This is a genomic window from Allobosea sp., assembly GCF_017308075.1.
In the GTDB taxonomy this organism is placed as follows: Bacteria; Pseudomonadota; Alphaproteobacteria; order Rhizobiales; family Beijerinckiaceae; genus Allobosea.
Genome location: NZ_JAFKFX010000030.1, coordinates 106,235 through 130,037 on the forward strand (window position 1 = coordinate 106,235; position 23,803 = coordinate 130,037).

At 67.0% G+C, this 23,803-nt stretch carries 24 protein-coding genes; 16 read left to right on the forward strand and 8 right to left on the reverse strand.

The features are described from left to right. Nucleotides 1-225 precede the first annotated feature (225 nt). A complete protein-coding gene (locus J0J10_RS12175) occupies nucleotides 226-987 on the reverse strand; it encodes an SDR family NAD(P)-dependent oxidoreductase (RefSeq protein WP_291646828.1) in 762 nt (253 codons plus the stop codon). 153 nt (nucleotides 988-1,140) lie between these two features. Between J0J10_RS12175 and J0J10_RS12180 the strand changes: the two genes are divergently transcribed. Then, a complete protein-coding gene (locus J0J10_RS12180; RefSeq protein WP_291646829.1) occupies nucleotides 1,141-1,323 on the forward strand; it encodes a hypothetical protein in 183 nt (60 codons plus the stop codon). Nucleotides 1,324-1,437: 114 nt separating this feature from the next. Here the strand turns inward: J0J10_RS12180 and J0J10_RS12185 are convergent, their stop codons facing one another. Together J0J10_RS12185 and J0J10_RS12190 are read right to left on the reverse strand one after the other, a co-directional pair. Continuing rightward, complete coding sequence (locus tag J0J10_RS12185; protein WP_291646830.1) at nucleotides 1,438-2,892, reverse strand: SNF2-related protein; 1,455 nt, start codon at nucleotides 2,890-2,892, stop codon at nucleotides 1,438-1,440. Beyond that, the gene (locus J0J10_RS12190; protein WP_291646831.1) at nucleotides 2,889-3,857 is read right to left on the reverse strand and encodes a LysR family transcriptional regulator; all 969 of its coding nucleotides are present in this window, start codon (nucleotides 3,855-3,857) and stop codon (nucleotides 2,889-2,891) included. The genes J0J10_RS12185 and J0J10_RS12190 overlap by 4 nt, the downstream gene beginning before the upstream one ends. Nucleotides 3,858-4,034: 177 nt before the next feature. Between J0J10_RS12190 and J0J10_RS12195 the strand changes: the two genes are divergently transcribed. From J0J10_RS12195 to J0J10_RS12220, 6 genes are all read left to right on the forward strand, one after another. Next, nucleotides 4,035-5,549: an ABC transporter substrate-binding protein gene (locus J0J10_RS12195; protein WP_291646832.1), complete on the forward strand. Its 1,515-nt coding sequence runs from the start codon at nucleotides 4,035-4,037 to the stop codon at nucleotides 5,547-5,549. Nucleotides 5,550-5,714: 165 nt separating this feature from the next. Further along, nucleotides 5,715-6,632 (forward strand): ABC transporter permease, encoded by a 918-nt coding sequence (locus J0J10_RS12200; RefSeq protein ID WP_291634248.1) that lies wholly within the window; start codon nucleotides 5,715-5,717, stop codon nucleotides 6,630-6,632. A 2-nt stretch (nucleotides 6,633-6,634) separates the two neighbouring features. Further along, a complete protein-coding gene (locus tag J0J10_RS12205) occupies nucleotides 6,635-7,531 on the forward strand; it encodes an ABC transporter permease (protein ID WP_291634246.1) in 897 nt (298 codons plus the stop codon). Continuing rightward, the gene (locus J0J10_RS12210) at nucleotides 7,531-8,505 is read left to right on the forward strand and encodes an ABC transporter ATP-binding protein (protein ID WP_291646833.1); all 975 of its coding nucleotides are present in this window, start codon (nucleotides 7,531-7,533) and stop codon (nucleotides 8,503-8,505) included. Before J0J10_RS12205 ends, J0J10_RS12210 begins: the two co-directional genes overlap by 1 nt. Then, nucleotides 8,502-9,488: an ABC transporter ATP-binding protein gene (locus J0J10_RS12215; protein ID WP_291646834.1), complete on the forward strand. Its 987-nt coding sequence runs from the start codon at nucleotides 8,502-8,504 to the stop codon at nucleotides 9,486-9,488. The genes J0J10_RS12210 and J0J10_RS12215 overlap by 4 nt, the downstream gene beginning before the upstream one ends. Nucleotides 9,489-9,647: 159 nt before the next feature. Further along, a complete protein-coding gene (locus tag J0J10_RS12220; RefSeq protein WP_291646835.1) occupies nucleotides 9,648-11,036 on the forward strand; it encodes a M20 family metallopeptidase in 1,389 nt (462 codons plus the stop codon). A 32-nt stretch (nucleotides 11,037-11,068) separates the two neighbouring features. Here the strand turns inward: J0J10_RS12220 and J0J10_RS12225 are convergent, their stop codons facing one another. Continuing rightward, nucleotides 11,069-11,323 (reverse strand): hypothetical protein, encoded by a 255-nt coding sequence (locus J0J10_RS12225; protein WP_291634238.1) that lies wholly within the window; start codon nucleotides 11,321-11,323, stop codon nucleotides 11,069-11,071. A 165-nt stretch (nucleotides 11,324-11,488) separates the two neighbouring features. Between J0J10_RS12225 and J0J10_RS12230 the strand changes: the two genes are divergently transcribed. Next, nucleotides 11,489-12,085, forward strand: a complete 597-nt coding sequence (locus tag J0J10_RS12230; protein ID WP_291646836.1) for a hypothetical protein — start codon at nucleotides 11,489-11,491, stop codon at nucleotides 12,083-12,085. Between the two features lie 11 nt (nucleotides 12,086-12,096). Here the strand turns inward: J0J10_RS12230 and J0J10_RS12235 are convergent, their stop codons facing one another. The 4 genes from J0J10_RS12235 to J0J10_RS12250 form a co-directional block, all read right to left on the reverse strand. Beyond that, on the reverse strand, nucleotides 12,097-12,909 hold the full coding sequence (locus J0J10_RS12235) for an ABC transporter permease (RefSeq protein ID WP_291634432.1): 813 nt from the start codon (nucleotides 12,907-12,909) through the stop codon (nucleotides 12,097-12,099). Continuing rightward, on the reverse strand, nucleotides 12,909-13,739 hold the full coding sequence (locus J0J10_RS12240) for an ABC transporter permease (protein WP_414644950.1): 831 nt from the start codon (nucleotides 13,737-13,739) through the stop codon (nucleotides 12,909-12,911). The genes J0J10_RS12235 and J0J10_RS12240 overlap by 1 nt, the downstream gene beginning before the upstream one ends. A 64-nt stretch (nucleotides 13,740-13,803) precedes the next feature. Next, nucleotides 13,804-14,934, reverse strand: a complete 1,131-nt coding sequence (locus J0J10_RS12245; RefSeq protein WP_291646837.1) for an ABC transporter substrate-binding protein — start codon at nucleotides 14,932-14,934, stop codon at nucleotides 13,804-13,806. Between the two features lie 14 nt (nucleotides 14,935-14,948). Next, a complete protein-coding gene (locus tag J0J10_RS12250; protein WP_291646838.1) occupies nucleotides 14,949-16,061 on the reverse strand; it encodes an ABC transporter ATP-binding protein in 1,113 nt (370 codons plus the stop codon). 283 nt (nucleotides 16,062-16,344) lie between these two features. Between J0J10_RS12250 and J0J10_RS12255 the strand changes: the two genes are divergently transcribed. The 8 genes from J0J10_RS12255 to J0J10_RS12290 all read left to right on the forward strand — a co-directional run bounded on the left by J0J10_RS12255 (nucleotide 16,345) and on the right by J0J10_RS12290 (nucleotide 23,790). Then, complete coding sequence (locus tag J0J10_RS12255; protein ID WP_291646839.1) at nucleotides 16,345-17,382, forward strand: ABC transporter ATP-binding protein; 1,038 nt, start codon at nucleotides 16,345-16,347, stop codon at nucleotides 17,380-17,382. Nucleotides 17,383-17,430: 48 nt separating this feature from the next. Then, nucleotides 17,431-18,723, forward strand: coding sequence for an ABC transporter substrate-binding protein (locus J0J10_RS12260; protein WP_291646840.1), 1,293 nt, complete (start codon nucleotides 17,431-17,433; stop codon nucleotides 18,721-18,723). Between the two features lie 19 nt (nucleotides 18,724-18,742). Further along, the gene (locus J0J10_RS12265; RefSeq protein WP_291646841.1) at nucleotides 18,743-19,621 is read left to right on the forward strand and encodes a carbohydrate ABC transporter permease; all 879 of its coding nucleotides are present in this window, start codon (nucleotides 18,743-18,745) and stop codon (nucleotides 19,619-19,621) included. Further along, the gene (locus J0J10_RS12270) at nucleotides 19,618-20,493 is read left to right on the forward strand and encodes a carbohydrate ABC transporter permease (protein ID WP_291634221.1); all 876 of its coding nucleotides are present in this window, start codon (nucleotides 19,618-19,620) and stop codon (nucleotides 20,491-20,493) included. The genes J0J10_RS12265 and J0J10_RS12270 overlap by 4 nt, the downstream gene beginning before the upstream one ends. A gap of 16 nt (nucleotides 20,494-20,509) precedes the next feature. Beyond that, entirely contained in the window at nucleotides 20,510-21,352 is an 843-nt protein-coding gene (locus J0J10_RS12275) for an endonuclease/exonuclease/phosphatase family protein (protein WP_291646842.1), read from the forward strand. A gap of 40 nt (nucleotides 21,353-21,392) precedes the next feature. Next, on the forward strand, nucleotides 21,393-22,226 hold the full coding sequence (locus tag J0J10_RS12280) for an inositol monophosphatase family protein (protein ID WP_291646843.1): 834 nt from the start codon (nucleotides 21,393-21,395) through the stop codon (nucleotides 22,224-22,226). Between the two features lie 135 nt (nucleotides 22,227-22,361). Next, on the forward strand, nucleotides 22,362-23,357 hold the full coding sequence (locus J0J10_RS12285; RefSeq protein ID WP_291646844.1) for a LysR family transcriptional regulator: 996 nt from the start codon (nucleotides 22,362-22,364) through the stop codon (nucleotides 23,355-23,357). Between the two features lie 37 nt (nucleotides 23,358-23,394). After that, the gene (locus tag J0J10_RS12290) at nucleotides 23,395-23,790 is read left to right on the forward strand and encodes a RidA family protein (protein WP_291634213.1); all 396 of its coding nucleotides are present in this window, start codon (nucleotides 23,395-23,397) and stop codon (nucleotides 23,788-23,790) included. Nucleotides 23,791-23,803 lie beyond the last annotated feature (13 nt).

Below are 23,803 nucleotides of genomic sequence, written 5' to 3' on the forward strand. Positions count from 1 at the left end.
GTTGTTTCCGGGGCAGGTCACAGGCCTGAGCCCGGAAGCCATGAACACAGCCCTTTCCGACATGGTCGGGCCTGTCCCGCCCATCCACGTCTTCGCTGGCAGAGACCTGTGTTCAAGACGTGGATGCTCGCCACAAGGGCGAGCATGACGAGCTGGAGCAGCGTCGAGGCCATGGATTCCGGCGCTCCGCTTCGGTGCGGCCGGAATGACGGTGAGGCGCAGCCCCTACAGACCGCTGACCAGATGGCCGCCATCGACGGCGACGACTGCGCCGGTCATGTAGCGGGCTGCATCCGAGCAGAGCAGCAGGAAGGGGCCGTCGAGGTCTTCGAGCTCGCCCGCCCGGCGCATCGGAATGCGCTTCTTCAGCGCCTCCCCGGACTCGCCCGCGAAGAATTCGCGATTGATGTCGGTGATGATGTAGCCGGGCGCCAGCGCATTGACCCTGATCGCATGGCGCGCCCATTCCAGCGCCAGCGCCTTGGTCATTTGGATCAGCCCCGCCTTGGAGATCGCATAGGGCGCGACCCTGCCGGCGACGCGCTCGCCGAGGATCGAGGCGATGTTGACGATGGCGCCGCCACCTCCCTGATCCACCATGATCTTCGCCGCCGCCTGCGCCGCGAAGAAACAGCCCTTCAGGTTGACGTCGAGCTGGGCGTCCCATTGCGCCTCGCTCACCGAAAGCGCCTGCTCCGTCTCGCCGACGCCGGCATTGTTGACGAGCACGTCGAGCCCACCGAGCAGGCTGGCCGCCTCGCCGATCCCGGCCTCGATCGCGGCGACCGAAGCGACATCGAGCGCCAGCGGGACGATCCTGCCCGGCAGGCCGGCGGCTTCCTGCGCCAGCGCCGCGAGCCGGTCGGCACGGCGCGCCGCAGCGGCGACATGCGCACCGCGTTCCACCAGCAGCCGGGCGAAATGCGCCCCCAGCCCGGAGGAAGCGCCGGTCACCAGCACGCGCTTTCCCTTCAGATCGTCGAACATGCCGTTTCTCTCCCGCGGCCCTGCGAAGCGTTGTCAGGCTGCGAGGGGACAATGCCGCACCGGCCCGGTCAACCGGTCGACCGCCGAACGCTGCGGGAACCGCCCGGCGGCCGAGGCGTTCTTCCAGCCGACATCGCAATGACGGGGGAACCCATGTTTCGCATTCTGCTGGTGATCGCGGTCGTCGCGATCGGCTACGACGCCGTGGTCCATCAGGGCTCCTATACGCGCGACCTCTGGTCCAAGGCCGTCGGCGCGACCGAGCGCGTTGTCGACGAGGCCAAGCGCGTCAGCGAGCGGGCGCCGAACGCTCCGCCGCGCACCCAGATGAATTGAGCGGCTCCGTCATGCTCGCCCTTCTGGCGAGCATCCGCGTCTTGAACACGGCCTTCGACCGGCAAAGACGTGGCTGGCGGGCAAGCCCGACCATGACGGAAAGCATCGAAAAGCCTACGCCGCTTCCCTCGCCAGGGCCGCCTGCTCGATCTCGCCGGCGATCGCCTCGATCAGCGCGGTCTCGTCGCCGGCCAGCCCTTCCATCGCCGCCATGCGCTGGAGCACCGTCGCGGCGACCTTCTCTTCCACCGTGTCCTCGGCATAGGCGTAGAAGATCGTCGCGTGCTGGCCGTCGCGATGGCAACGCCCCTCGATCTGCTGGAGCTGGATCGCGCTGTGGCGCAGATCATGGACGACCAGCGCCCGCTCGCGCTCGCCGCCCGGCATCTCGGCCCGATGCAGCGAGATCGACTCGGTCACGGTGAAGATCACGGCGTCGAGCCTGCCGGTCTGGAAGGCGATCCGCGTCGCCTCATTGGCTTCGCCGGAATGCTCGCCGGTGATCGAGCCGACGCGCCAGCCTCGGCCTGCGAGCTTCTCCGCCAGCATGGCGCCGGTTTCGAGGAAGGCGACGGAGATCGCGACCTGCTCGTCATTCTCGAGCAGATCCTGGCAGAAATCGGCCGTGCCCGCCGTCCTGAGCAGGCTCGCCTTCTGGCGGAAGCGCAGATCCGCCGCCCAGCCGGCCGGCTTGCGGGTCGAGCCGCCGGCGAGGCCGAGCTCGCGCCGGAACTCGCGCCAGGTCGCGTCGTAGAGCTTGCGCTCGCCCGCATCGAGCGCGACGGGAGCGAGTTCGCGCTGCACCTCCGGCCAGCCGGCGATCTCCTCCGGCCGCCGGCGCAGGCCGATGGCGTTGCGGCCGCGATAGAGCAGCTCGGCCATCACCTTGCGGTCGGACTCGTTCGCCTCCCAGCTCCAGTTCTTCCAGCGCCCCCTGGCCTTGCCGATCTTCAGCCGCTTCATCAGTGCCCGAAAACCGTCGAGATCGCCATCGGGCGCGCCGGTCGCCTCCGCAAGCAGTCTCGCGAGATAGGAGAGTTCATGCGGCGCCTGCCCGGCCGTCGCGCTCATATAGATCGTGAACTGCGCCGCCGCGGCCATCTGCCGGCAGACCAGCCCCTGCTGCGAATTCGGATTGCGGATGCGGTGCGCCTCGTCGATCATCACCAGCGGCCAGGTTCGCTTCGGCGTGCCATGCTTGGCGAGTTCGTTGTTCTTCGCCCTGGTCGAACGCTTGTTGCTCGCCGGCGGCGGCGCGAGCAGCGACTTCGTCCGCTCGAAATTCATCAGGGTCAGCTTCTTCGGCGGCAGGCCGGAACGGGCGATGGTGCGCCGCCATTGCGGGATCGCACCCTTCGGGCAGATCACCAGCACCTCCTGCTCAGGCATCGCCGCGATGGCGAGCCAGGCCGAGAGCGTCTTGCCGAGGCCGGTGAGATCGCCGAGCAGGAATCCGGGCTTGCCGGCCGCCCGCGCCGCCAGGATCGCGTCGCGCGCTATCAGCTGGTGCGGATGCGGCACCATGGTGTCGGGCGCGGCGCCCTGGCCCGTCACGTCATCGAGCCTCATCCCTGTAGCCCTTGCGGACGATCACCCGGCCTCGCCGCTTCGCCTGCGGGCGCGGCCTCGGCGACCGCCGCATTCTCGCTTTGCAGCCGCTCGATCAGCGTGCCGATGAAATTCGTCACCACTTTCGGCAGTGCCCGGCCGGACATGGTCTGGATCTGCAGGCTGCGCGGCGGCAGATCGCCGTCCTTCAGCGGCAGCGCCACCACCGAGCCATCGCGGATCGAGGCCCCGAACGAGATCGAGCTGGCGAACATCACGGCGCCGCCGAGTTTGCAGAAATGGCGCAGGCTCGCGACATTGGTCGAGGTCAGCACCGGATCGACGGTCAGCCCCCGCGCCGAGAAATAGATGTCGACGATCTTGCGCACGGTCGCCTCGCTGTCGAGCACCGCGACGGGATGGGCGAAGATGTCCTCGATTCGCACGGTTTCCTGCTGCACCAGTGGATGATGCGGCGCAACGAACGCGTAGGTTCGCGTCGCACATTGCCAGTTGATGGTGACGCCACGCTCCTGCTGCAGCACGAAGGTCAGGCCGAGATCGATCGCCCCGGTGCGGACCTGCTCGGTCACGACCTGGGGCGACATCACCTTCATGTCGAAGGCGACGTCCGGATAGTGCTGCCGAAAGGCATAGATCGTCTCGGGAATGAAGGAGACGGCGAAGCCCTCGGTGACGCCCAGGCGGATCAGCCCCCGGCCGGCGCCGTGCAGTTCGCGGATCTCGTTGACGACCTGCTCGGCCTCCAGCTCGAGGCGCTGGGCATAGGCCGCGAGCGTCTGGCCCGCCTGAGTCACGATCATGCCGTGCGAGCGTCGCTCGAACAGGTCGGCGTCGAGCTCCTTTTCGAGATTGGCGATCTGACGGCTGACGGCCGAAGCCGCCACCCGCAGGCGCTGCGCCGCCGCGCTGACCGAGCCGGTCCGCGCCACAGCCAGGAAATATCGGAGGGCCGCTGTCTGCATGGCGCGGCTTTAGAGAAGCTTTGCCGGTTCGGCAACGATCCCTTCGATTCATTCTTATGGCGGCAAGCTCAATCCTTGGGCAGATTTCGAATAAAGCAAAACTGCGGCAGTCCAGCCGTGGCGGAGCTTTGTCAGCACGCTCGATGAAGCCGTGAGGGGATAAGAATGCGAATCTCGATGAAGACGCTGGCCGTCGCGCTGGCGGGTACCGCCATGGCGGCCCTGACCAGCATGCCGGCCTCCGCCCAGAAGGCCGCCAACACGGTCCGCTTCGCCTATGATCAGGCGCCCGAGAACGTCGACCCGTTCTTCAACAATGTCCGCATCGGCGTGATCATCGGCGCCAATGTCTGGGACACGCTGATCTACCGCGACCCGAACACCAATGAGTACAAGGGCCAGCTCGCCAAGAGCTGGAAGCAGATCGACGACAAGACCATCGAGTTCGAGCTGCGCGAGGGCGTGAAGTTCCACAATGGCGAGGAGTTCGACGCCGACGACGTCGTCTACACGCTGAACTTCATCTCCAAGCCCGAGAACAAGGTCGTCACCCAGGGCAACGTCAACTGGATCGAGAAGGCCGAGAAGCTGGACAAGTACAAGGTCCGCCTGACCACCAAGGAGATTTTCCCGGCCGCGATCGAATATCTCGCCGGCCCGGTGGTGATCCATCCGAACGAGTATTACGAGAAGGTCGGCCCCAAGGGCCAGAACGAGAAGCCGGTCGGCTCGGGCCCCTACAAGGTCTCGAACTACGTCCCGGGCAAGTCGATCACGCTCGAGCTCAACAAGGACTATTTCAAGGATTCGCCGAAGCCGCAGCCGAAGATCGGCAAGATCGACATCCGCTTCATCCCGGATCGCCAGACCCAGATGGCGGAGATGCTCTCGGGTGGCGGCGACCTGATCATGCACGTCCCCAAGGACCAGGCCGATCAGCTCAAGACCGTGCCGACCCTGCAGGTCGTCTCCGGCGAGACGATGCGCATCGTCTTCATGCAGATGAACATCCAGGACGGCACCCCGGCGCCGGCCTTGAAGGATGAGCGCGTCCGCAAGGCGATCATCCACGCCATCGACCGTGAGGCGATGGTCAAGAACATCGTCGGCGAAGGCTCGCGCGTCATCAACACGATCTGCTTCCCCTCGCAGTTCGGCTGCACCGACGAGGGCGCGGCGCGCTACAATTACGATCCCGCCAAGGCCAAGGCCCTGCTGGCCGAAGCCGGCGTCAAGGACCTGACCCTGGACATCGTCGCCTATCGCGAGCGCAACCAGACCGAGGCGCTGATCGGCTATCTCCAGGCCGTCGGCATCAAGACCAATCTGCGCTTCCTGCAATATGCCGCGATGCGCGAGCAGATCGCCACCAACAAGGCGATGCTGACCCACCAGACCTGGGGCTCCTTCTCGGTCAACGACGTCTCGGCCGCGACCCCGAACTACTTCGCCTTCCGCAGCGAGGACATCACCCGTGATCCGGCGGTCCGCGACCTCCTGAACAAGGGCAACAACTCGGTCGATCCGGCGGTCCGCAAGGAAGCCTACAAGGGCGCGCTCAAGATCATCGCCGACAAGGCCTATGCGACGCCGCTCTATTCGCTGCCGGTCTACTACGTCGCCAACAAGGACCTGAACTTCAAGGCCTATCCGGACGAGATGGTCCGCTTCTGGGAAATGGGCTGGAAGTAAGTCCAGCCGTTTTCCTCCAACCAGTCCCGTCATCCCGGGCAAGCGGCGAAGTCGCGTCGACCCGGGATCCATGCCCGAACCGTTCCGGCATGGATCCCGGCTCTCCGCTTCGCTGCCGCTGGGATGACGCTTTGAATTGAACCGTCAAAATTCGAAGGAAGCCCCATGCTCGGCTTCATACTCAAACGTCTTGGCCTGGCACTGATGGTCGCGCTCGCGGTCTCGGCCATCGCCTTCTTCCTGCTGCGACTGTCCGGCGATGTCGCGGTCGCGATCGCCGGCGAAGGCGCGCAGCAGGCGGACATCGACGTGATCCGCAAGACCTACGGGCTCGATCGGCCGCTCCTCGTCCAGTATCTCGACTGGCTCTGGAAGACGCTGCGCGGCGATTTCGGCACCTCGATCTATTTCAAGACCGACGTCTCCGAGCTGGTCCTGGCCAAGATGCCGGTGACGCTGATCCTCGGCCTGACCTCGCTCGCCTTCGCGCTCTTGATCTCGATCCCGCTCGGCGTGCTCGCGGCGATCTACGCCAATAGCTGGATCGACCGGGTGGCGCTCGCCGTCGCGGTCTTCGGCCAGGCGATGCCGAACTTCTTCTTCGCGCTGATCCTGGTGATGCTGTTCTCGATCACCCTGCGCTGGCTGCCGGTCTCCGGCTCCGCGACCTGGCAGCACTACATCATGCCGACCGTGGCGCTCGGCTACTATGCCGCGCCGGCCTTCATGCGGCTGATCCGCGCCGGCATGATCGAAGTGCTCTCGGCCGACTATATCCGCACCGCCCGGGCCAAGGGCCTGCCCTCCGGCAAGATCATCTTCAAGCATGCGCTGCGCAACGCCGTCGTTCCCGTCGTGGCCCTGGCTGCGGTGCAGCTCGGCTTCCTGCTCGGCGGCTCCGTGGTGATCGAGACGATCTTCGCGCTCGATGGCCTCGGCTACCTCGCCTATCAGAGCATCACCTACAAGGATTTCCCGGTCATGCAGGTCGTCGTCCTGCTGCTTTCCGTCGTCTATGTGCTGCTGACGCTCGCCGCCGACATCGCCAATGCCTGGCTCGATCCGCGCATCCGGGTGGCCTGACCATGAGCGAAACCTCCCTCTCCGTCGCCGAAGCGCCCGAGCTCTCCGAAGGTCGCAAGCTGCTGCGCCGTTTCCTCGGCCAGAAGGCCTTCGTCTTCGGCTTCGGCCTGCTCGTGCTGTTCATTCTGATCGCGCTCGCAGCCCCGCTGCTGGCACCGCACGATCCCTATCTGCAGAACCTGACGGCACGGAACATCCCGCCCTTCTGGTATGAGAAGGGCAACTGGGTGCATCCGCTCGGCACCGACCCGCTCGGGCGCGACTATCTCTCGCGCCTGCTCTACGGCGCCCGGATCTCGTTGCTGATCGGCATCAGCGTCGTCATCATCTCCGGGCTGATCGGCACCACCATGGGTCTGCTCGCCGGCTATTTCGGCGGCCGGATCGACATGGTGATGACCTTCCTCGTCACCACCCGGCTCTCCATGCCGGTGATCCTGGTGGCGCTCGCCGTCGTCGCCATCGTCGGCTCCTCGCTCTGGATCGTCATCCTCGTGCTCGGCCTGCTGAAATGGGACCGTTTCGCGGTGGTGATGCGCAGCGCGACCCAGCAGGTCCGCTCGCTCGACTATGTCGCCGCGGCCCAGTCCGCCGGCGCCTCGACCAGCCGCATCATCCTCGGCGAGGTGCTGCCCAACATCGCCCCGCATCTCATCGTCGTCGCGACGCTGGAAGCGGCGAGCGCCATCCTGCTCGAGGCGGCGCTGTCCTTCCTCGGGCTCGGCGTGCAGCCGCCCCTGCCCTCCTGGGGACTGATGATCTCGGAAGCCAAGGCCTACATGTTCTTCTCGTTCTGGCTCATCGCCCTGCCCGGCAGCGCGCTCGCCTTGCTGATCTTCGCGATCAATCTCGCCGGCGACGGCCTGCGCGACGTCATCTCGCCGGAGGGGCGCACCTGATGAGCGAAGCCATCCTCCAGGTCGACGGCCTCAGCGTCGACATCGCGACCCCGCGCGGCCCGCTGCACGCGGTGCGCGAACTCTCCTTCACCGTCGAGAAGGGCAAGACGCTCTGTCTCGTCGGCGAATCCGGCTGCGGCAAGTCGATGACCTCGCTCGCGATCATGGACCTCCTGCCCAAGGCGGCGAAGAAGAGCGCGAAGCGCCTTTCCTTCGCCGGCGAGGACCTCGCCAAGGCCGGTGCCAAGCGCATCAACGCGCTGCGCGGCGACCGCATGGCGATGATCTTCCAGGAACCGATGACGGCGCTGAACCCCGCCTACACCATCGGCGACCAGATGACCGAGGCCTACAAGCTGCACCGCAAGGCGAGCGAGGCCGAGGCCCGCGAGCGCGCGATCCTGCTGCTCGGCAAGGTCGGCATCGCCAATGCCGCCCAGCGCCTCGGCCAGTATCCGCACCAGCTCTCCGGCGGCCTGCGCCAGCGCGTCATGATCGCCATGGCGCTGATGTGCTCGCCCGACCTCCTGATCGCCGACGAGCCGACCACCGCCCTCGACGTCACCATCCAGGCCCAGATCCTGCGCCTGCTCGCCGATCTCCAGAAGGAGCTCGGCATCGCCATGGTGCTGATCACCCATGATCTCGGCATCGTCGCCCGCATCGCCGACTGGGTCGGGGTGATGTATGCCGGCCAGATCGTCGAGGAAGGTCCGACCGAGGCGATCTTCCGCAATCCGCGCCACCCCTACACGCAGGGGCTGATCGACTGTATCCCGGTGCCGGGTCGTACAGAGCCCGGCGGCAAACTCGGCGTCATTCCGGGCGTCGTTCCCTCCCTGGTCGGCGAGATCAGGGGCTGCAGCTTCCGCGACCGCTGCAAGCACGCCAAACCCGCCTGTGCCGAGGCGCCCCCGCTGCGACAGCGGCCGGACGGGCATAGCTGGCGCTGCATCCTGGAGGACGCGGCATGAGCGCGACCAATCCGATCCTGCTCGAGGCGCGTGACCTCACCCGCTCCTTCTCGGTCAGCCAGGGCGTGTTCAAGGGCAAGCGCAAGCTCCACGCCGTCAACGGCGTTTCGCTCGCCATCGCCAAGGGCGAGGTGCTCGGCATCGTCGGCGAATCCGGCTGCGGCAAGTCCACTCTGGCGCGCATGCTGCTCGGCCTGCTGCCGCCCTCCAGCGGCGAGATCGCACTCGCCGGCGAAGATGTCGGCAAGCTCGGCCGGCTCGGCATGGCCAAGCGGGTCCAGCCGGTGTTCCAGGACCCCTATTCCTCGCTGAACCCGCGCCGCACCATCGCCTCGATCGTCGCGCTGCCGCTCGCCGTCCAGGGCATCGGCACCGCCAAGGAACGCCGCGAGCGCGCCATCGCCATCCTCGACAAGGTCGGCCTGCCCCGCCGCTTCGCCGACCGCTATCCGCGCGAGCTCTCCGGTGGCCAGCGCCAGCGCGTCGCCATCGCCCGTGCCCTGATCCTCAATCCGGAGATGGTGGTCTGCGACGAGCCGACCTCGGCGCTCGACGTCTCCGTGCAGTCGCAGATTCTGAACCTGCTCAACGATCTGCGCAGCGAGCTCGGGCTGACCTATGTCTTCATCAGCCACAACCTCGTCGTCGTCGAGCATATCGCGACGCGGGTGGCGGTGATGTATCTCGGCCGCGTCGTCGAGCTCGCCGATACGGCGACGCTCTTCAAGGCGCCGCGCCATCCCTACACCAAGGCGCTGCTCGCTTCCGTGCTGACGCCGGAGCCCGGCAAGGGCATCCCGGAGACCGGGCTCGGCCTCGCCTTCCCGGACCCGCTCAACCCGCCGAGCGGCTGCCCGTTCCACCCGCGCTGCCCGGCACGGACGGAGCGTTGCGCCAGCGTCGAGCCGAAATTGCGCCAGGACGCGGCCGGCCTCGTCGCCTGCCATCTCTATGACGAACCGGCGAGCACCGCCGCCGCCTGACATGTCCATTTTCCCCTCGGCCCTCGTCCTGAGGAGCGATCGCAGATCGCGTCTCGAAGGATGCTTCCAGAGCACACTGGAGCATCCTTCGAGACGCCGCTGCACGGCTCCTCAGGATGAGGCCGGGACAGGCAGAATTCCCAGCGAGGAGACGTTCCCATGACCCGCGCCCAGGCCGTCGCGCATGCCCAGGACTACTTTGATTCCGGCAGTCTCAAGCGCGACCTCTCGCGTCTCATCGCCATGCCGACCGAGAGCCAGAATCCCGAGCGCGCGCCCGTGCTCAGCGACTATCTCGAAAACGAGATGCGCCCGCTGCTCGAAGGCCTCGGCTTCACCTGCAGGACGCTGACCCATCCGCGCGCCAAGGGACCGTTCCTCTTCGCCGAGCGCATCGAGGACCCGTCTTTGCCGACGATCTTCGGCTACGGCCATGGCGACGTCATCCGCGGCCTCGACGCTCAATGGAGCGAGGGGTTGTCACCCTGGACACTGACCGAGCGCGGCGACCGCTGGTACGGCCGCGGCGTGGTCGACAACAAGGGCCAGCACGTCATCAACATCAATGCCCTGCGCGCCGTCCTGGAGACCCGCGGCAAGCTCGGCTTCAACGCCAAGTACCTGATCGAGATGGGCGAGGAATGCGGCTCGCCGGGCCTGCGCGAGCTCTGCACCGAGCAGAAGGAGCTGTTCAAGTCGGACGTGCTGATCGGCTCCGACGGACCGCGCCTCAATGCCGAGCGCCCGACCATCTTCCTCGGCTCGCGCGGCGGCGTCACCTTCGACCTTTCGATCAATGCCCGCGAGGGCGGCCACCATTCCGGCAACTGGGGCGGCATCCTCTCCGATCCGGCGATCCAGCTCGCCCATGCCATCGCCTCGATCGCCGGCCCGACCGGCCAGATCCGCATCCATGAATGGGTGCCGAAGGAGCTGCCCGAGCCGGTCCGCAAGGCGCTCGCCGATTGCGAGGTCGATGGCGGCCCGGACGGCCCGACCATCGATCCGAACTGGGGCGAGCCCGGCCTGTCGCCGGCCGAGCAGGTCTTCGGCTGGTGCTCCTTCGACGTTCTGGCGATGAAGTCGGGCGTGCCGGAAACCCCGGTCAACGCCGTGCCGCCGAGCGCCTGGGCCCGCTGCCAGCTGCGCTTCGTCGTCGGCGTCGACCCGAACGAGGTGCTGCCGGCCCTGCGCCGCCATCTGAAGCGCCAGGGCCTCGACATGGTCGAGGTCACGCTCGCCCGTGACGAGATCTTCAACGCGACCCGCCTCGACCCCGAGGATGCCTGGGTGCATTGGGCGCTGGCCTCGATCGCCAAGTCGACCAACAAGAAGCCGGCCCTGCTGCCCAATCTCGGCGGCTCGCTGCCGAACGACATCTTCTCGGAGATCCTCGGCCTGCGCACGATCTGGGTGCCACACTCCTATCCGGGTTGCTCGCAGCACGCCCCCAATGAGCACCTGCCGGTCGCGATCGCCCGCGAGGCGCTCGCCATGATGGCCGGGCTCTATTGGGATCTCGGCGACGGCAACACGCCGGCGCTCTGAGACTGGTTTGACCGAGGACCCGTACGGGCCCTTCACTCCTGCGGCTGGCGCGGATCGCGTGCCGGCGGCAGGTCGACAGGCGTCGCCGGCGGTGTTTCCGGCGGCGCGTTCGGCGGCAGCTCCGGCGGCGGATCGGTCGGAATGCCGATCGGCTCGGCATCGGGCGGCGTCTCGACCGGCGGCGCCGGCGGCACCTCGCCCGGCGTCAGCGGCGGCAGTTCGGGCGGCGGCATGGGCGGCAGCGGATCGCCGCCGGGCTCGCCTGCGGCCTGGTGGTACATCGTCATCTGAGGCTCCCTTCACCGCTTGAAACGTTGCGGGGCTTGAAAAGTTCGCCGGAAGTGGGCGCGACGCATCTGAAGGACGGGCCTATCTTCCCTCGCGGAAGGCACGCTAAATAGAGCATGCGTTCCGCTCCGCGCCCATGCTCTCCCTTCCGGTTACGACACGCCGTGGCCGCCACCGCGCTCTTCGCCGCCGCCCCGGCTTTCGCGCAGTCCGCCCCGCTCAATTGCACCGGCCCCTTCGCCCGCAATGCCGACGAGGCCTCGCTGATCCGGGCCTTCGGCAAGGCGAATGTCCGGCGGGCGCGGATCGAGGTCGGCGAGGGCGAGAAGCAGCAAGGCGCCATCATCTTCCCGGGCGACGGCAAGCGCCGCATCGAACTGATCTGGCATGACGGCGCGAAACGGCGGCGCCCGGCGACGATCTATATCCGCGAAGGCTCGACGCAGGTCGTCCAGACTCCGGACGGCACGCCTATCGGCATCGGCACCTCGCTCGCGACGGTCGAGAAGGCCAATGGCGGCCCCTTCACCATCCTCGGCTTCGGCTGGGACTATGCCGGCACCGCAACCGACTGGCGAGGTGGGAAGCTGGCCAAGGCAGGCGGCGGCTGCCGGCTGCTCGTCCGCTTCCACGATACGCCAGGCGCCAATGCCGCGGCGCTTGATCGCGTCTCCGGCGACAGCGAGTTTTCCTCAAGCGATGCCGACATCAGGGCGGTGAAGCCCATCGCCGGCGAGATCCTGCTGTCCTGGGGGGAGTAGCGGGGCCGGCCTCACGCGCCGACCTTCGCCAGCACGTCCGCGCGCAGGAAGCGCTCGATGAACAGCATGAACAGCACCGAAGGCACGAGCAGGATCAGCGCCGTGATCGATGCGACCTGGTAGTTGCCGCCCATCGCCGCATTGTAGAGCAGCAACGGCAGCGTCGTGACCTGCGGCACGCCGACGAAGAAGGTGCCGGTGAACTCGTCGAGCGATTCCAGGAAGACGAAGATGCCGCTGGCGATGATGCCCGGCATCGCCAAGGGCAATGTCACCGTGAAAAAGGTCCGCAGCGGCGAGGCACCGATATTGCGCGCGGCGAGTTCGAGGTCCTTGTCGACCGCCGCGAAGGCTGCTGCCGCGATCCAGACCGAATAGACCAGCCCATGCGCGGCATGGACCAGCACCACGCCCAGCACCGTGCCGTTGATGCCGAGCTGGTAGAAGACGCGGGCGACGTTGATGTAGATCGCGACCGACGGAAAGGCCTGCGGCAGCAGGAAGAGCACCATGAAGGCCGCCCGCATCGGCAGCTTCAGCCGCGCCAGCGCGTAGCCGGCGGGTATCGACAAGGCGAGCGCGACGATCACCGTCAGCACCGCGATCCAGACGCTGGTGCCGAGCGAAGCCATGGCGTCGCCGGTCGGCCGGAAGACCTGCTCCCAATAGCGCGTGCCATAGGTCACCGGCAGCTTGTAGGGCGTATACCAGCGCTCGGCCACGGACCACAGCGCGAGATTGGCGAGCGGGCCGATCAGGACGAAGGCAAAGGCGGTGAGGATGGCCGCGGCGAAAGTCGCCCTGGCGGCGGAAGCGAGCCGCATCATGGCGCGCCCTCCTTGGCCAGCCCGCGCTTCAGATAGAGGATCGCGGCACCGGCACTGATCAGATAGGTGATCACGCCGAGGGCGTTGGCGGTCGAATAGTCGCCATAGGCGTTGATCCGGAAGGCCATGTCGACGGTCAGCATGGTCGGCTGCGAGCCGGCGACCATCATCGGCACCGAGAGCACCGAGAGCATCGTCACGAAGGACAAAACGAGCGCGACCAGCAGCGTCGGCATCACCTGCGGCAGAGCGAGCTCGAAGAGCACGCGCGGTCGCGAGGCGCCGAGATTGCGGCCGGCCTCCAGCGTCGCCCGGTCGATCGAGGCGAGCGCGCCGGCGAGCAGCAGCGCGACGAAAGGCGTCTGCTTCCAGACGAAGGTGGCGATGATGCCGCGCCAGTCGAGGAAGCTCGTCGCGCTCAAGGGCTCCATCAGCCCGAGCGAGACGAAGGTGTTGTTCATCAGCCCGTTCTTGGCGAGGAAGGTGCGCATGCACTGCGCCGCGACGATGAACGGAATGAACAGCGGCCAGCGATAGAGCGCCCGCAACGTGCCGACGACCCAGCGGTTCTCGCCGAGCGTCAGCGTGCCGGCGATCGCGATGGCGGCGAGCCCGGTCAGCACGCAGGAGGTCACCACGATGATGATCGTGAACAGGATGTCGCCCGAATAGAGCTCGAAGGCCTTGGCGAACCATTCCAGCGTCAGCGAGCCGTCCGGCCGGGTGAAGGCCGAGATCAGCGAGAAGCCGAGCGGGTAGAGGAACAGCGCCGCGACGAGGAACAGGCCGGGAGCGATCAGGATCAGCGCCAGTTGGCGTTGAGACAGCATGTTGGGCGCCATCTGGAAAGATGCGGCCCGGCGGAAGCCGGGCCGCGATTAAGGGGACGGCTCAGTTCGCGACCTTCTTCTCGTAGCTTTCGAGAATGTCGTTGAAATAGGGCGCGATCGGGAACGGCTTCGCCTTGGAGCTGAGATCGGCCGGGGTGATGTCGGTGAAGAGCTTGTTCCAGGCGGCCTGGTCGAGCTTGCCCTCGAGGTTCTTGGCGTCGATGCCCGGATACCAGTTGAAGCGCTTGACGATGCCGTCGGCCTGGACCTGCGGGCTGGTGGCGAGCGCGATGAACGCCTCCGCCAGCTTGCGGTGCGCGGTCTTCTCCGGCACCGCGTAATACATCGGCTGGCCCGGCATGCCCGGCGCGGCGAGCTTCAGCTTCATGTTCGGCGGCAGCTTGCCGTCGGCCTGCCAGGAATAGAACATGTCGACCCAGACCGGCCCCATGGCGATCTCGCCGCGGTTCAGCATGTCGAGCGTGCCGGCATTGCCGGGGGTGATGACCGCGTTCTTGTTGAAGGTCTTGAGATCGGCGAGCGCGCCGTCCCAGCCGGCCTTCACCGCCGGATCATAGGGACCCTTGACCAGCTTGTCGGCATCGCCGCCGAAGGCATAGACCCAGCCGGTGACGAAGGCGACGCCGGACATGCCGCCCTTGATGCCGTTATAGCCGAACTGCTTCGGGTTCTTGCTCACCCAGTCCTTCAGCTCGGCGAAGCTGTTCGGCGGAGTCTTCAACAGATCGGCATTGTAGGCCAGCGCCGTCTGCGACTGGAACATCGGCAGGACATAGCCGGAGACGTCGGCGCCGAGCGCGTTCTTCGCCGCCTCGCTGGAGACGAGCTTCGCGGTGTCGACCCCGCCAGTGTACTTGGCGAGGAGCCCTTCCTTGACCATCGTGCCCGCGGCCTTCTGGTGGATCACGACGACGTCGAAATCCGTGGCGGCCGAGGCCTTCTGGGCGTCGAGCTTCTCATAGATCTTCTGCGAGCCGGAATCGCCCGGCCCGGTCCCGACCGAGACCACTTTCACCCCGGGATGGGCCTTCTCGAACATCGGCCCGAGATAGTCCTTCACATAGTCGACCATGTTCTGGTCGCCGGCCGTGGCGACGTTGAGTGTCTGCGCCGAGAGCGGCGTCGCCGCCATCAGCGCTGCGATCGAACAGGCAATCGTGAGCGTGCGCATGTGATCAACCCCTGTCAGGCAGCAAGCCCGGCCTCGGATGCCGGGAAGATGTGAAGGCGCTGCACGGGAATGCGCAGCCCGACCTTCGCTCCGAGTTCGTGACGGGTGGCGTCGTCGACCGTGACCTCGCAGTCGTCGGTCTTGACGCGGTAGCGATAGACCCCACCCGGATAGGCACGGGCCGCGACATGGCCCGCCATCACCAGATCCCCCGCCGACGGCGCATCGGCCGCATCGAGGCGCGCGACATCGTCGCGGAAATAGGCCATTGCCCGGCCGGCAGGCAGGGCGTCGCGCAGGGCCGGCGGCAGCTCGGCCGCGGCATCGCCGGCGAACAGCGAGGCGCCGCCCGCAGAATGCTCGACGCGCAGCGGCAGGATGTTCTCCGCCCCCATGAAATTGGCGACGAAGGCGCTGGCCGGGCGATCATAGACCTCCTCCGGCGTGCCGACCTGGGCGATCCGCCCGGCCTCCATGATGACCAGCCGATCGGCCATGGTCATCGCCTCCTCGCGATCATGCGTGACATGGACGGCCGTCACGCCGAGGCGCTGCTGGATCGCCCGGATCTCATGCCGCATCGTCATGCGGATCTTGGCGTCGAGATTGGAGAGCGGCTCGTCGAGCAGGAGGATGCCGGGATCGATGGCGAGCGCCCGGCCGAGCGCGACACGCTGGCGCTGGCCGCCGGAGAGCGCCGTGACCTTGCGGCCCTCATAGCCGGAAAGGCCGAGGAATTCGAGCATCGCGGCGACCTTGGCGGCGATCTCGGCCTTCGGCACGCCGCGCAGCTTCAACCCGTAGCCGATATTCTGGAGCACCGTCATATGCGGCCAGAGCGCATAGGACTGGAAGACCATCGCCATGCCGCGCTTTTCAGGCGGCAGCCCGGCGACATCGCGCCCTCCGACCATGATCGAGCCGGACTGGACCGGCACGAAGCCGCTCAGCGAGCGCAGCATCGTGGTCTTGCCGCAGCCGGATGAGCCGAGCAGCGCGGTGAAGCTGCCGGGCGAGAAATCGAGATCGATGCCGTGGAGGACACGCGTATTGCCGTAGCCAACGTGCAGACCGCGCACGCTGATCGCCTCGCCCGAGCGCAAGCTCTGTTGCCGTTCGGCCCGCAACACCGTCTCCCTATGCGACCTTATTCCAAGAAAATGGAACATCTGATCCATTTCTCTCATCGCTTGGAATAAGCGTAGCGGACACTTGCACCGGCACGCAACAGCTTTATGAAGGCAGTCGGTCTCCCAGCCGAGGCGACGCCGGCACGCGATACTCCCTGTGGAGGAAGGCTTGTGCGCCGGCAAAATACCGGCATGCTCGCGCACGCCGGGGAAAAAGATGCAGGACGCTGCGGATTCGGCCGGGCAGAGGCAATGTCTATCGGGAAGAGCCGGTCAGCGTATGGTATCAGTCGAGCTCAAGGCCGTTTCTAAGAACTGGGGCGGAACCGCCGCCGTCGACCAGGTGACCTTCACCGTTGGCGAGGGCAAGCTCGTCGCGCTGCTCGGCCCATCCGGCTGCGGCAAGTCGACGACGCTGCGGCTGATCGCCGGGCTGGAGGATGCCAGCTCGGGTGTCATCGCCATCGGCGGCAAGGACGTCACCCAGGCGCCGCCCTCGGGTCGCGGCATCGCCATGGTCTTCCAGAACTATGCGCTGTTCCCGCATCTCTCGGTGGCCGAGAACATCCTGTTCGGGCTCAAGGTCCGCAAGCTGGGGCGCGCCGAGCGCGACGAGCGCCTCGCCCGCGCCGCCGAGATCCTCGGCCTCGGAGCCTTGCTCGACCGCAAGCCCTCGCAGCTCTCCGGCGGCCAGCAGCAGCGCGTCGCGCTCGGCCGGGCCATCGTGGCGCGAGCCCCGGTCTGCCTGATGGACGAGCCGCTCTCCAATCTCGATGCCCAGCTGCGCGTCGAGATGCGCCGCGAGATCCGCGAATTGCAGCAGCGCCTCGGCATGACCATGGTCTATGTCACCCATGACCAAGTCGAGGCGATGACCATGGCCGACCAGGTCGTGCTGATGCGCAATGGCCGCATCGAGCAGGACGCGCCGCCCGACGAGCTCTACGAGAATCCGGCCAGCATCTTCGTCGCGCGCTTCGTCGGCACGCCGCCGATGAACGTCGTGCCGTTGACGGCGCTCCTCTCCGGCGGCGGCGACATCGCTCCGCCTCCCGGACTCGATTCCGCCAGGCTGAGCGTCGGTATCCGCCCCGAAGTGAGCGAGCTCGCCGAGAACGGCATCGCGGCCGAGGTGGTCGCGGTGGAGTATCTCGGCGCCGACACGCTGATCGAGGCCCGCATCGACGGCCATCCCTTCATCGTCCGGCGCCCCGGCAAGGTCCGGGCCTTGGCCGGCGACAAGGTCTACATCAAGCTGTCACAATCGCTGCTGCACTGGTTCGACCAGTCGACCGAGCGAAGGGTGGTTCCGGGGTGATCCGGCCGCAGAAGCCGGGCGATCGCACGACAACAGGGAGTTCAGAACATGGACAGACGTGAATTCATGACCGGCGCCATGGCGCTGGCCGGTTCGGTGGCGATGCCGGCGCTGGCACGCGCGCAGCAGGCCGCCGAGATCTCGTTCTTCTACCCGGTCGCCGTCGGCGGGCCGATCACCAAGCTGATCGACGCCTATGCCAGTGGCTTCGCCGGCGAGAACGCCGGGATCAAGGTCAACCCGATCTATGCGGGCACCTATCAGGAGACGATCGTCAAGGCGCTGACCGCGCACAAGAGCGGCACGCCGCCGGTGCTCTCGGTGCTGCTCTCGACGGACATGTTCACGCTGATCGACGAGGACGCCATCGTCCCCTTCGACCAGTTCGTGAAGACCGACGAGGACAAGAAGTGGCTCGCCAGCTTCTTCCCCGGCTTCATGGAGAACAGCCAGACCGGCGGCAAGACCTGGGGCATCCCCTTCCAGCGTTCCACAGTGGTCCTCTACTGGAACAAGGAGCTGTTCAAGGAAGCCGGGCTCGATCCCGAGACCCCGCCCAAGACCTGGGCCGAGCAGCTCGCCTTCGCCCAGAAGCTGACCAAGCGCGACGCCGCCGGCAACGTTACGCAATGGGGCATCCAGATCCCCTCCTCCGGCTTCCCCTACTGGCTGTTCCAGGGCCTCTCGACGCAGGCCGGCGCGATCCTCGCCAATGCGGCGGGCGACAAGACCGACTATGCCAACCCGGCCGTGGTCGAGGCGCTGCAGTACTGGGTCGACCTCGCGCAGAAGCACAAGGTGCACCCGACCGGCATCGTCGAATGGGGCACCACCCCGCGCGACTTCTTCGAGCGCAAGGTCGCGATGATGTGGACGACCACCGGCAACCTGACCAATGTCAGGAGCAACGCCAAGTTCCCCTTCGGCGTTGGCCTGCTGCCGGCCGGCAAGCGGCTCGGCAGCCCGACGGGCGGCGGCAATTTCTACATCTCCAAGAAGGCCTCGAAGGCCGAGCAGGAAGCCGCCTTCAAGTTCGTGCGCTGGATCACCACGCCCGAGCGCGCGGCGCAGTGGAGCATCGACACCGGCTATGTCGCGGTGCGGCCGGATTCCTACGAGACCGCCGCGATGAAGAAATACGCCGCCGAGTTCCCGCCGGCCCTGGTCGCTCGCGACCAGCTTCCGCACGCCGTCGCCGAGCTCTCGACCCATGAGAACCAGCGCGTCACCAAGGCCCTCAATGACGGCCTCCAGGCCGCGCTGACCGGCACCAAGGCGCCGCAGAAGGCGATGGAGGACGCGCAGGCCGAGGCCGAGCGCATCCTCAAGCCCTATCGCTGACCGGACGACGAAGCGGACGATGAACACCCGCGCGACCGCGACCCTCCATGGCTGGCTGCTGCTGCTGCCGGCCATGGCTTGCCTCGCCCTCTTCACGCACTGGCCCGCCGTCGCGAGCTTCATCGATTCCTTCTACTCGACACCGCGCGGGCGCAGGCCCGCGCGGTTCATCGGCCTCGACAACTACCAGCAGATGCTCGCCGACCCGATCTTCTGGAAGGCGATGAGCAATAATCTCTGGTTCGCGCTCGGCACGGTGCCGACCTCGATCGCGCTCGCCCTGCTGATGGCGGTCTGGGTCAACGACCGTATCCTGGCGCGAACCTGGGTCCGGATGGCCTATTTCACGCCGACCGTGCTGCCGATGATCGCGGTCGCCAACATCTGGCTGTTCTTCTTCACCCCGCAATACGGCCTGCTCGAGCAGATCGTCGCCTTCTTCGGCGGCCGCTCGACCAATTGGCTCGGCTCGCAGGACACCGCGCTCTACGCCGTGACCATCGTCGCGATCTGGAAGGAAGCCGGCTTCTTCATGATCTTCTACCTCGCGGCGCTGCAGACGATCCCGCCCAGCCTCGGCGAGGCGGCGGCGATCGAGGGCGCCTCGCGCTGGACCTATTTCCGGCGGATTCAGTTCCCGCTGCTGATGCCGACGACGCTGTTCGTCCTGATCAACGCGATGATCAACGCCTTCCGCATGGTCGACCATCTCTTCGTGATGACGCGTGGCGGCCCGGACAATGCGACGACGCTGCTGCTCTACTACATCTACCAGGTCGGCTTCAGCTTCTGGGACACGGCCTATGCGGCGGCGCTGACCTGCGTGCTGCTCGCCCTGCTCGCCCTGATCGCCTTCATCCAGTATGGCTGGCTCGAACGCAGGACGCATTATCGATGAGCGCCGCCGCAAAGCCCGCAAAGCTGCCCGCCGGCGGCATCAGCCGCGCCGATCCTTACGCGCCCAAAGGCCTTTCGCTGACGCTGGAATCCTGCGGCGCGATCCTGCTCGCGCTGATCTGGGTGCTGCCGCTGGCCTATGCGGTCTGGGCGGCCTTCCATCCCAGCGAGTTCACGACGCGCTTCGAGCTGACCGCGCCGCTGACACTGGAGAATTTTTCCCGCGCCTGGGCGGCAGCGCCCTTCGCCCGCTATTTCCTCAACACCTTCGTGCTGGTGACCTTGATCCTGGTCTGCCAGCTCGTGCTCGGCACGCTCGCGGCCTATGCGCTGGCGCGCCAGGACTTCTGGGGGCGCGACGTCGCCTTCGCGCTGATCCTCGCCCAGCTGATGATCATGCCTGACGCGCTGATCGTCGAGAACTACCGCACCATGGCCAAGCTCGGCCTGGTCGACACCATCACCGCGATCGCCCTGCCCTATATCGCCTCGGCCTTCGGCATCTTCCTGCTGCGGCAGACCTTCAAGACCGTGCCCAAGGAGCTCGACGACGCCGCCCGCGTCGAGGGCGCGAGCCCGCTCCAGGTGCTGATGAAGGTCTATGTCCCGCTCGCCCGGCCGACCTATATCGCCTATGGCCTCGTCTCGGTCAGCTATCACTGGAACAACTTCCTCTGGCCGCTGCTGGTGACGAACTCGGTCGAGGCGCGGCCGCTCACCGTCGGCCTCCAGGTTTTTTCCTCGACCGATCAGGGCATCGACTGGGCCGTGATCTGCGCGGCGACCCTGATGACCTCGGCCCCGCTCCTGGTCGGCTTCCTGCTGTTCCAGCGTCAGTTCGTGCAGAGCTTCATGCGCGCTGGCATCAAGTGACGAGACGGCTATTCCAATGAAACTGATCACCTGGAACATCCAGTGGGCCCGCGGCATGGACAACCGCGTCGACCCGGCGCGCGTCATCGCCCACGCCCGGCAGATGGCCGATTTCGACGTGCTCTGCCTGCAGGAGGTCGCCGACAATTTCCCCGAGCTCGACTTCAACGACGAGACCGACCAGTTCGCCCGCTTCGGCGAATTGCTGCCCGGCTTCACCGCAATCGAGGGCATCGGCGTCGACGTCGATGACGGCAAGGGCGGCCGCCGGCGCTTCGGCAACATGCTGCTGACGCGCTATCCGGTCGCGCAGATCCTGCGCCATCTCCTGCCCTGGGAGGCCGCCGAGACGCGCAACATGCCGCGCATCATGATCGAGGCGATGGCGTCGACCCCGCTCGGCCCGGTCCGGCTGATGACGACGCATCTCGAATACTCATCTTCGAAACTGCGCGCCGCGCAGGTCGAGGGCATCCGCGAGGCCCACCGCATGGCCCTCGCCCGTCACGCCAAGCCCCGTTCCGCCGGACCGCACACCTACAGGATGACGCCGAGCTCGCCGAGCGCCGTGCTCACCGGCGACTTCAACATGCGGCCCGACGACCCGGTTCTGGCGCGCCTGATGGCGCCCTTCGAGGGCGAGGTTCCGCCGCTCGTCGATCTCTGGCCCTCGGTGATGGGCGAGGCGCCGCATCCGCCGACCGCCAATCTCTTCGACCAGACCTATGGCCAGCCCGGCTGCCTCGATTACGTCCTGGCGACGCCCGATCTCGCCGCCCGCGCCCGCACCGTCATCTGCGACGTCGAGACCAAGGTCTCCGACCATCAGCCCATCCTCGTCGAATTCGACCTCGGCTGAAGGCCGCGAGCACGATCACGCCATTCGAGACCGGACCACGATGCTCTTTTCACGCCAGGACCATGAGACGGTCGCGCGCATCCTCGCCGAGGCCGGCCGCCGCGAGGTGATGCCGCGCTTCCGCAATCTCGCCGAAGGCGAGATCCGCGAGAAGCGCTCGGCGACCGACCTCGTCACCGAGGCCGACGAGGCGGCCGAGCGCTTCATCAGCGCCGAGCTCGCCCGCGCCTTTCCGGGCGCCACGCTGGTCGGCGAGGAGGCCGCCGCCGCCGACCCCGCTCTGCTCGAACGGCTGGCCGATGCCGAGCTCGCCTTCGTCATCGACCCGATCGACGGCACGCTGAACTACGCCTCCGACCTTCCGCTCTTCGCGGTGATGGCGGCGACACTGGTCAAGGGCGAGGTCGTCGCGGCGGTGATCCACGACCCCGTCGTCGAGGACAGCGCCATGGCGCTGCGCGGCGAAGGCGCCTGGCTTGCCCGCACGGACGGCAAGAGCCGCGATCTGCGGGTGGCGCCGGGCGCGGCTCCCTCCGAGATGACCGGCATGATGAGCTGGCAATATTTCCCGGAGCCGCTGCGCAGCGAGTTGCCGGGCCGCATGCCCGCCTTCGCCAATGTCTCCTCGCTGCGCTGCTGCGGCCATGAATACCGGCTCGCCGCCGCCGGGAACGGCCATTTCCTGCTCTATGGCCGCCTCAGCCCCTGGGACCATGCGCCGGGCTCGCTGCTCTATGCCGAAGCCGGCGGGCATGTCCGCATGCTCGACGGCAGCGTCTACGAACCGGCAAACCCGACGCTCGGCCTGCTCTGCGCGCCCGATCGCGAGAGCTGGCTGCGCACGCGGGCGATCCTGGCCCCCTCCTTCGCCTGAGCCGGAGCGGCAAGCCGCTGCTTCCGGACCGCCACGCGACGCTCCCCCGAGAAAGCCGTTGCCTCCTCCGGGCATCGGGGGCGATATGTGGCCGATCCGCCGTTGAGCCTCGCCGCGAGGCGCGGGAGAGCTCCGTTGAATGCGACACGCCCCAAGCTGCACCACCTGAACTGGAACCTGCTCCACACCTTCCTGGTGATCGTCGAGGAGCGTTCCATCACCAAGGCCGCCGACCGTCTTCTGGTGCGGCAGCCCTCGGTCAGCGCCGCGCTGCAGCGGCTGGAGGAGACGCTCGGCAGCCAATTGATCCAGCGCGACAGCCGCCGCTTCGTGCTGACCAAGCGCGGCGAGCTGCTCTACAAGGAATGCGTCGACATCTATCGCAGCGTCGCCCGGATCGGCGACAAGCTGTCGGAGGAGCATGACGAGCTCACCGGCCTCGTCCGCGTCCTGGTCGTCACCCATGTCGTCATGCCGGTGCTCGATCGCTCGCTGACCCTGCTGAATCGCCAGCACCCGTCGGTCAATGTCCGCATCGACGTCGCGACCAGCCAGGACATCGTCCGTGCCGTCTCGCAAAAGCTCAGCCCGTTCGGCATCTGCCTTCTGCCGAACCCCTTGGCCGGGCTGACCTGCCGGTTTCTGCTGCGTGAGGAGTTCGGCATCCTGTGCGGGCGCGACCACCCGCTCTACGGGCTGAAGGACATCCCGCTCGCCGACATGAAGGACGAGCCCTTCATCGCGCTCGCCTGCGGTCAGGACGGCGCCCTCGAGCCGATGGTGTCGCTGCGCCAGGGCGTCGGCCTCGGCAGCCGAATCATCGGCTCAAGCCCGCATCTCGAGGAGGTCGCCCGCATGATCGCGGCCGGCATGGGCATCGGCATCCTGCCCGTTGCCTCGGTGCAGGATGCACTCGCCGCCGGCACGCTCTGGGATCTCTCCTCTCCGGACGAGAATCTTGGCGCCGATCTCTACTTCATCACCAACCCGGCGATGGAACCGAGCGCTGCCGAGGCGGCGTTCCAGCGTGTCTTCGAAGCTCAGCTTCTGGCAGCCGATCCGGCGGGCGCCGGGGCGGCCTCTGCTTCGGATAGCCAATATCTATCTGACGCCCCGCTCAAAGCGCTCTAGCCTTGCCGGGAACCCGATCGAGAAGGCCATGCCTGCCATGAAACGAGAAATCATCGAAGTCCCCGTCATTTCGGAGGCGATCCGCCGGCTCGGCGCCCCGACCTCGGCGCTGGCCCGCGCCGGGGACCTGCTCTTCACCTGCGGCATGCCGCCGGTCGACCTGGTGACCGGCGAGATCGTCACCGGCGACATCGAGACCCAAACTCGCGCCGCGCTCGACGCGCTCGACGTTGCGCTGCGCCATGGCGGCTCCTCGCTCGACGCCGTCGTCAAGGCGACGGTCTACGTCACCGATCCCGCCTTGATGGCCGGCGTCAACGCCGTCTACCGGACCCGCTTCGCCGACGGTTTCCCGGCGCGGACGAGCCTCGCCATCAAGCCCTGGCCCCTGCCCTTCGACATCGAGATCGAGTGCGTCGCCACGATCGGCTGAGACGCTCTGCAAC

Excerpts from the sequence above, each read along its gene's own strand:
- J0J10_RS12175 (WP_291646828.1), bottom strand. The coding sequence starts at position 987 with ATGTTCGACGATCTGAAGGGAAAGCGCGTGCTGGTGACCGGCGCTTCC.
- J0J10_RS12180 (WP_291646829.1), top strand. The coding sequence starts at position 1,141 with ATGTTTCGCATTCTGCTGGTGATCGCGGTCGTCGCGATCGGCTACGAC.
- J0J10_RS12185 (WP_291646830.1), bottom strand. The coding sequence starts at position 2,892 with ATGAGGCTCGATGACGTGACGGGCCAGGGCGCCGCGCCCGACACCATG.
- J0J10_RS12190 (WP_291646831.1), bottom strand. The coding sequence starts at position 3,857 with ATGCAGACAGCGGCCCTCCGATATTTCCTGGCTGTGGCGCGGACCGGC.
- J0J10_RS12195 (WP_291646832.1), top strand. The coding sequence starts at position 4,035 with ATGAAGACGCTGGCCGTCGCGCTGGCGGGTACCGCCATGGCGGCCCTG.
- J0J10_RS12200 (WP_291634248.1), top strand. The coding sequence starts at position 5,715 with ATGCTCGGCTTCATACTCAAACGTCTTGGCCTGGCACTGATGGTCGCG.
- J0J10_RS12205 (WP_291634246.1), top strand. The coding sequence starts at position 6,635 with ATGAGCGAAACCTCCCTCTCCGTCGCCGAAGCGCCCGAGCTCTCCGAA.
- J0J10_RS12210 (WP_291646833.1), top strand. The coding sequence starts at position 7,531 with ATGAGCGAAGCCATCCTCCAGGTCGACGGCCTCAGCGTCGACATCGCG.
- J0J10_RS12215 (WP_291646834.1), top strand. The coding sequence starts at position 8,502 with ATGAGCGCGACCAATCCGATCCTGCTCGAGGCGCGTGACCTCACCCGC.
- J0J10_RS12220 (WP_291646835.1), top strand. The coding sequence starts at position 9,648 with ATGACCCGCGCCCAGGCCGTCGCGCATGCCCAGGACTACTTTGATTCC.
- J0J10_RS12225 (WP_291634238.1), bottom strand. The coding sequence starts at position 11,323 with ATGACGATGTACCACCAGGCCGCAGGCGAGCCCGGCGGCGATCCGCTG.
- J0J10_RS12235 (WP_291634432.1), bottom strand. The coding sequence starts at position 12,909 with ATGCGGCTCGCTTCCGCCGCCAGGGCGACTTTCGCCGCGGCCATCCTC.
- J0J10_RS12245 (WP_291646837.1), bottom strand. The coding sequence starts at position 14,934 with ATGCGCACGCTCACGATTGCCTGTTCGATCGCAGCGCTGATGGCGGCG.
- J0J10_RS12255 (WP_291646839.1), top strand. The coding sequence starts at position 16,345 with ATGGTATCAGTCGAGCTCAAGGCCGTTTCTAAGAACTGGGGCGGAACC.
- J0J10_RS12260 (WP_291646840.1), top strand. The coding sequence starts at position 17,431 with ATGGACAGACGTGAATTCATGACCGGCGCCATGGCGCTGGCCGGTTCG.
- J0J10_RS12265 (WP_291646841.1), top strand. The coding sequence starts at position 18,743 with ATGAACACCCGCGCGACCGCGACCCTCCATGGCTGGCTGCTGCTGCTG.
- J0J10_RS12270 (WP_291634221.1), top strand. The coding sequence starts at position 19,618 with ATGAGCGCCGCCGCAAAGCCCGCAAAGCTGCCCGCCGGCGGCATCAGC.
- J0J10_RS12275 (WP_291646842.1), top strand. The coding sequence starts at position 20,510 with ATGAAACTGATCACCTGGAACATCCAGTGGGCCCGCGGCATGGACAAC.
- J0J10_RS12280 (WP_291646843.1), top strand. The coding sequence starts at position 21,393 with ATGCTCTTTTCACGCCAGGACCATGAGACGGTCGCGCGCATCCTCGCC.
- J0J10_RS12290 (WP_291634213.1), top strand. The coding sequence starts at position 23,395 with ATGAAACGAGAAATCATCGAAGTCCCCGTCATTTCGGAGGCGATCCGC.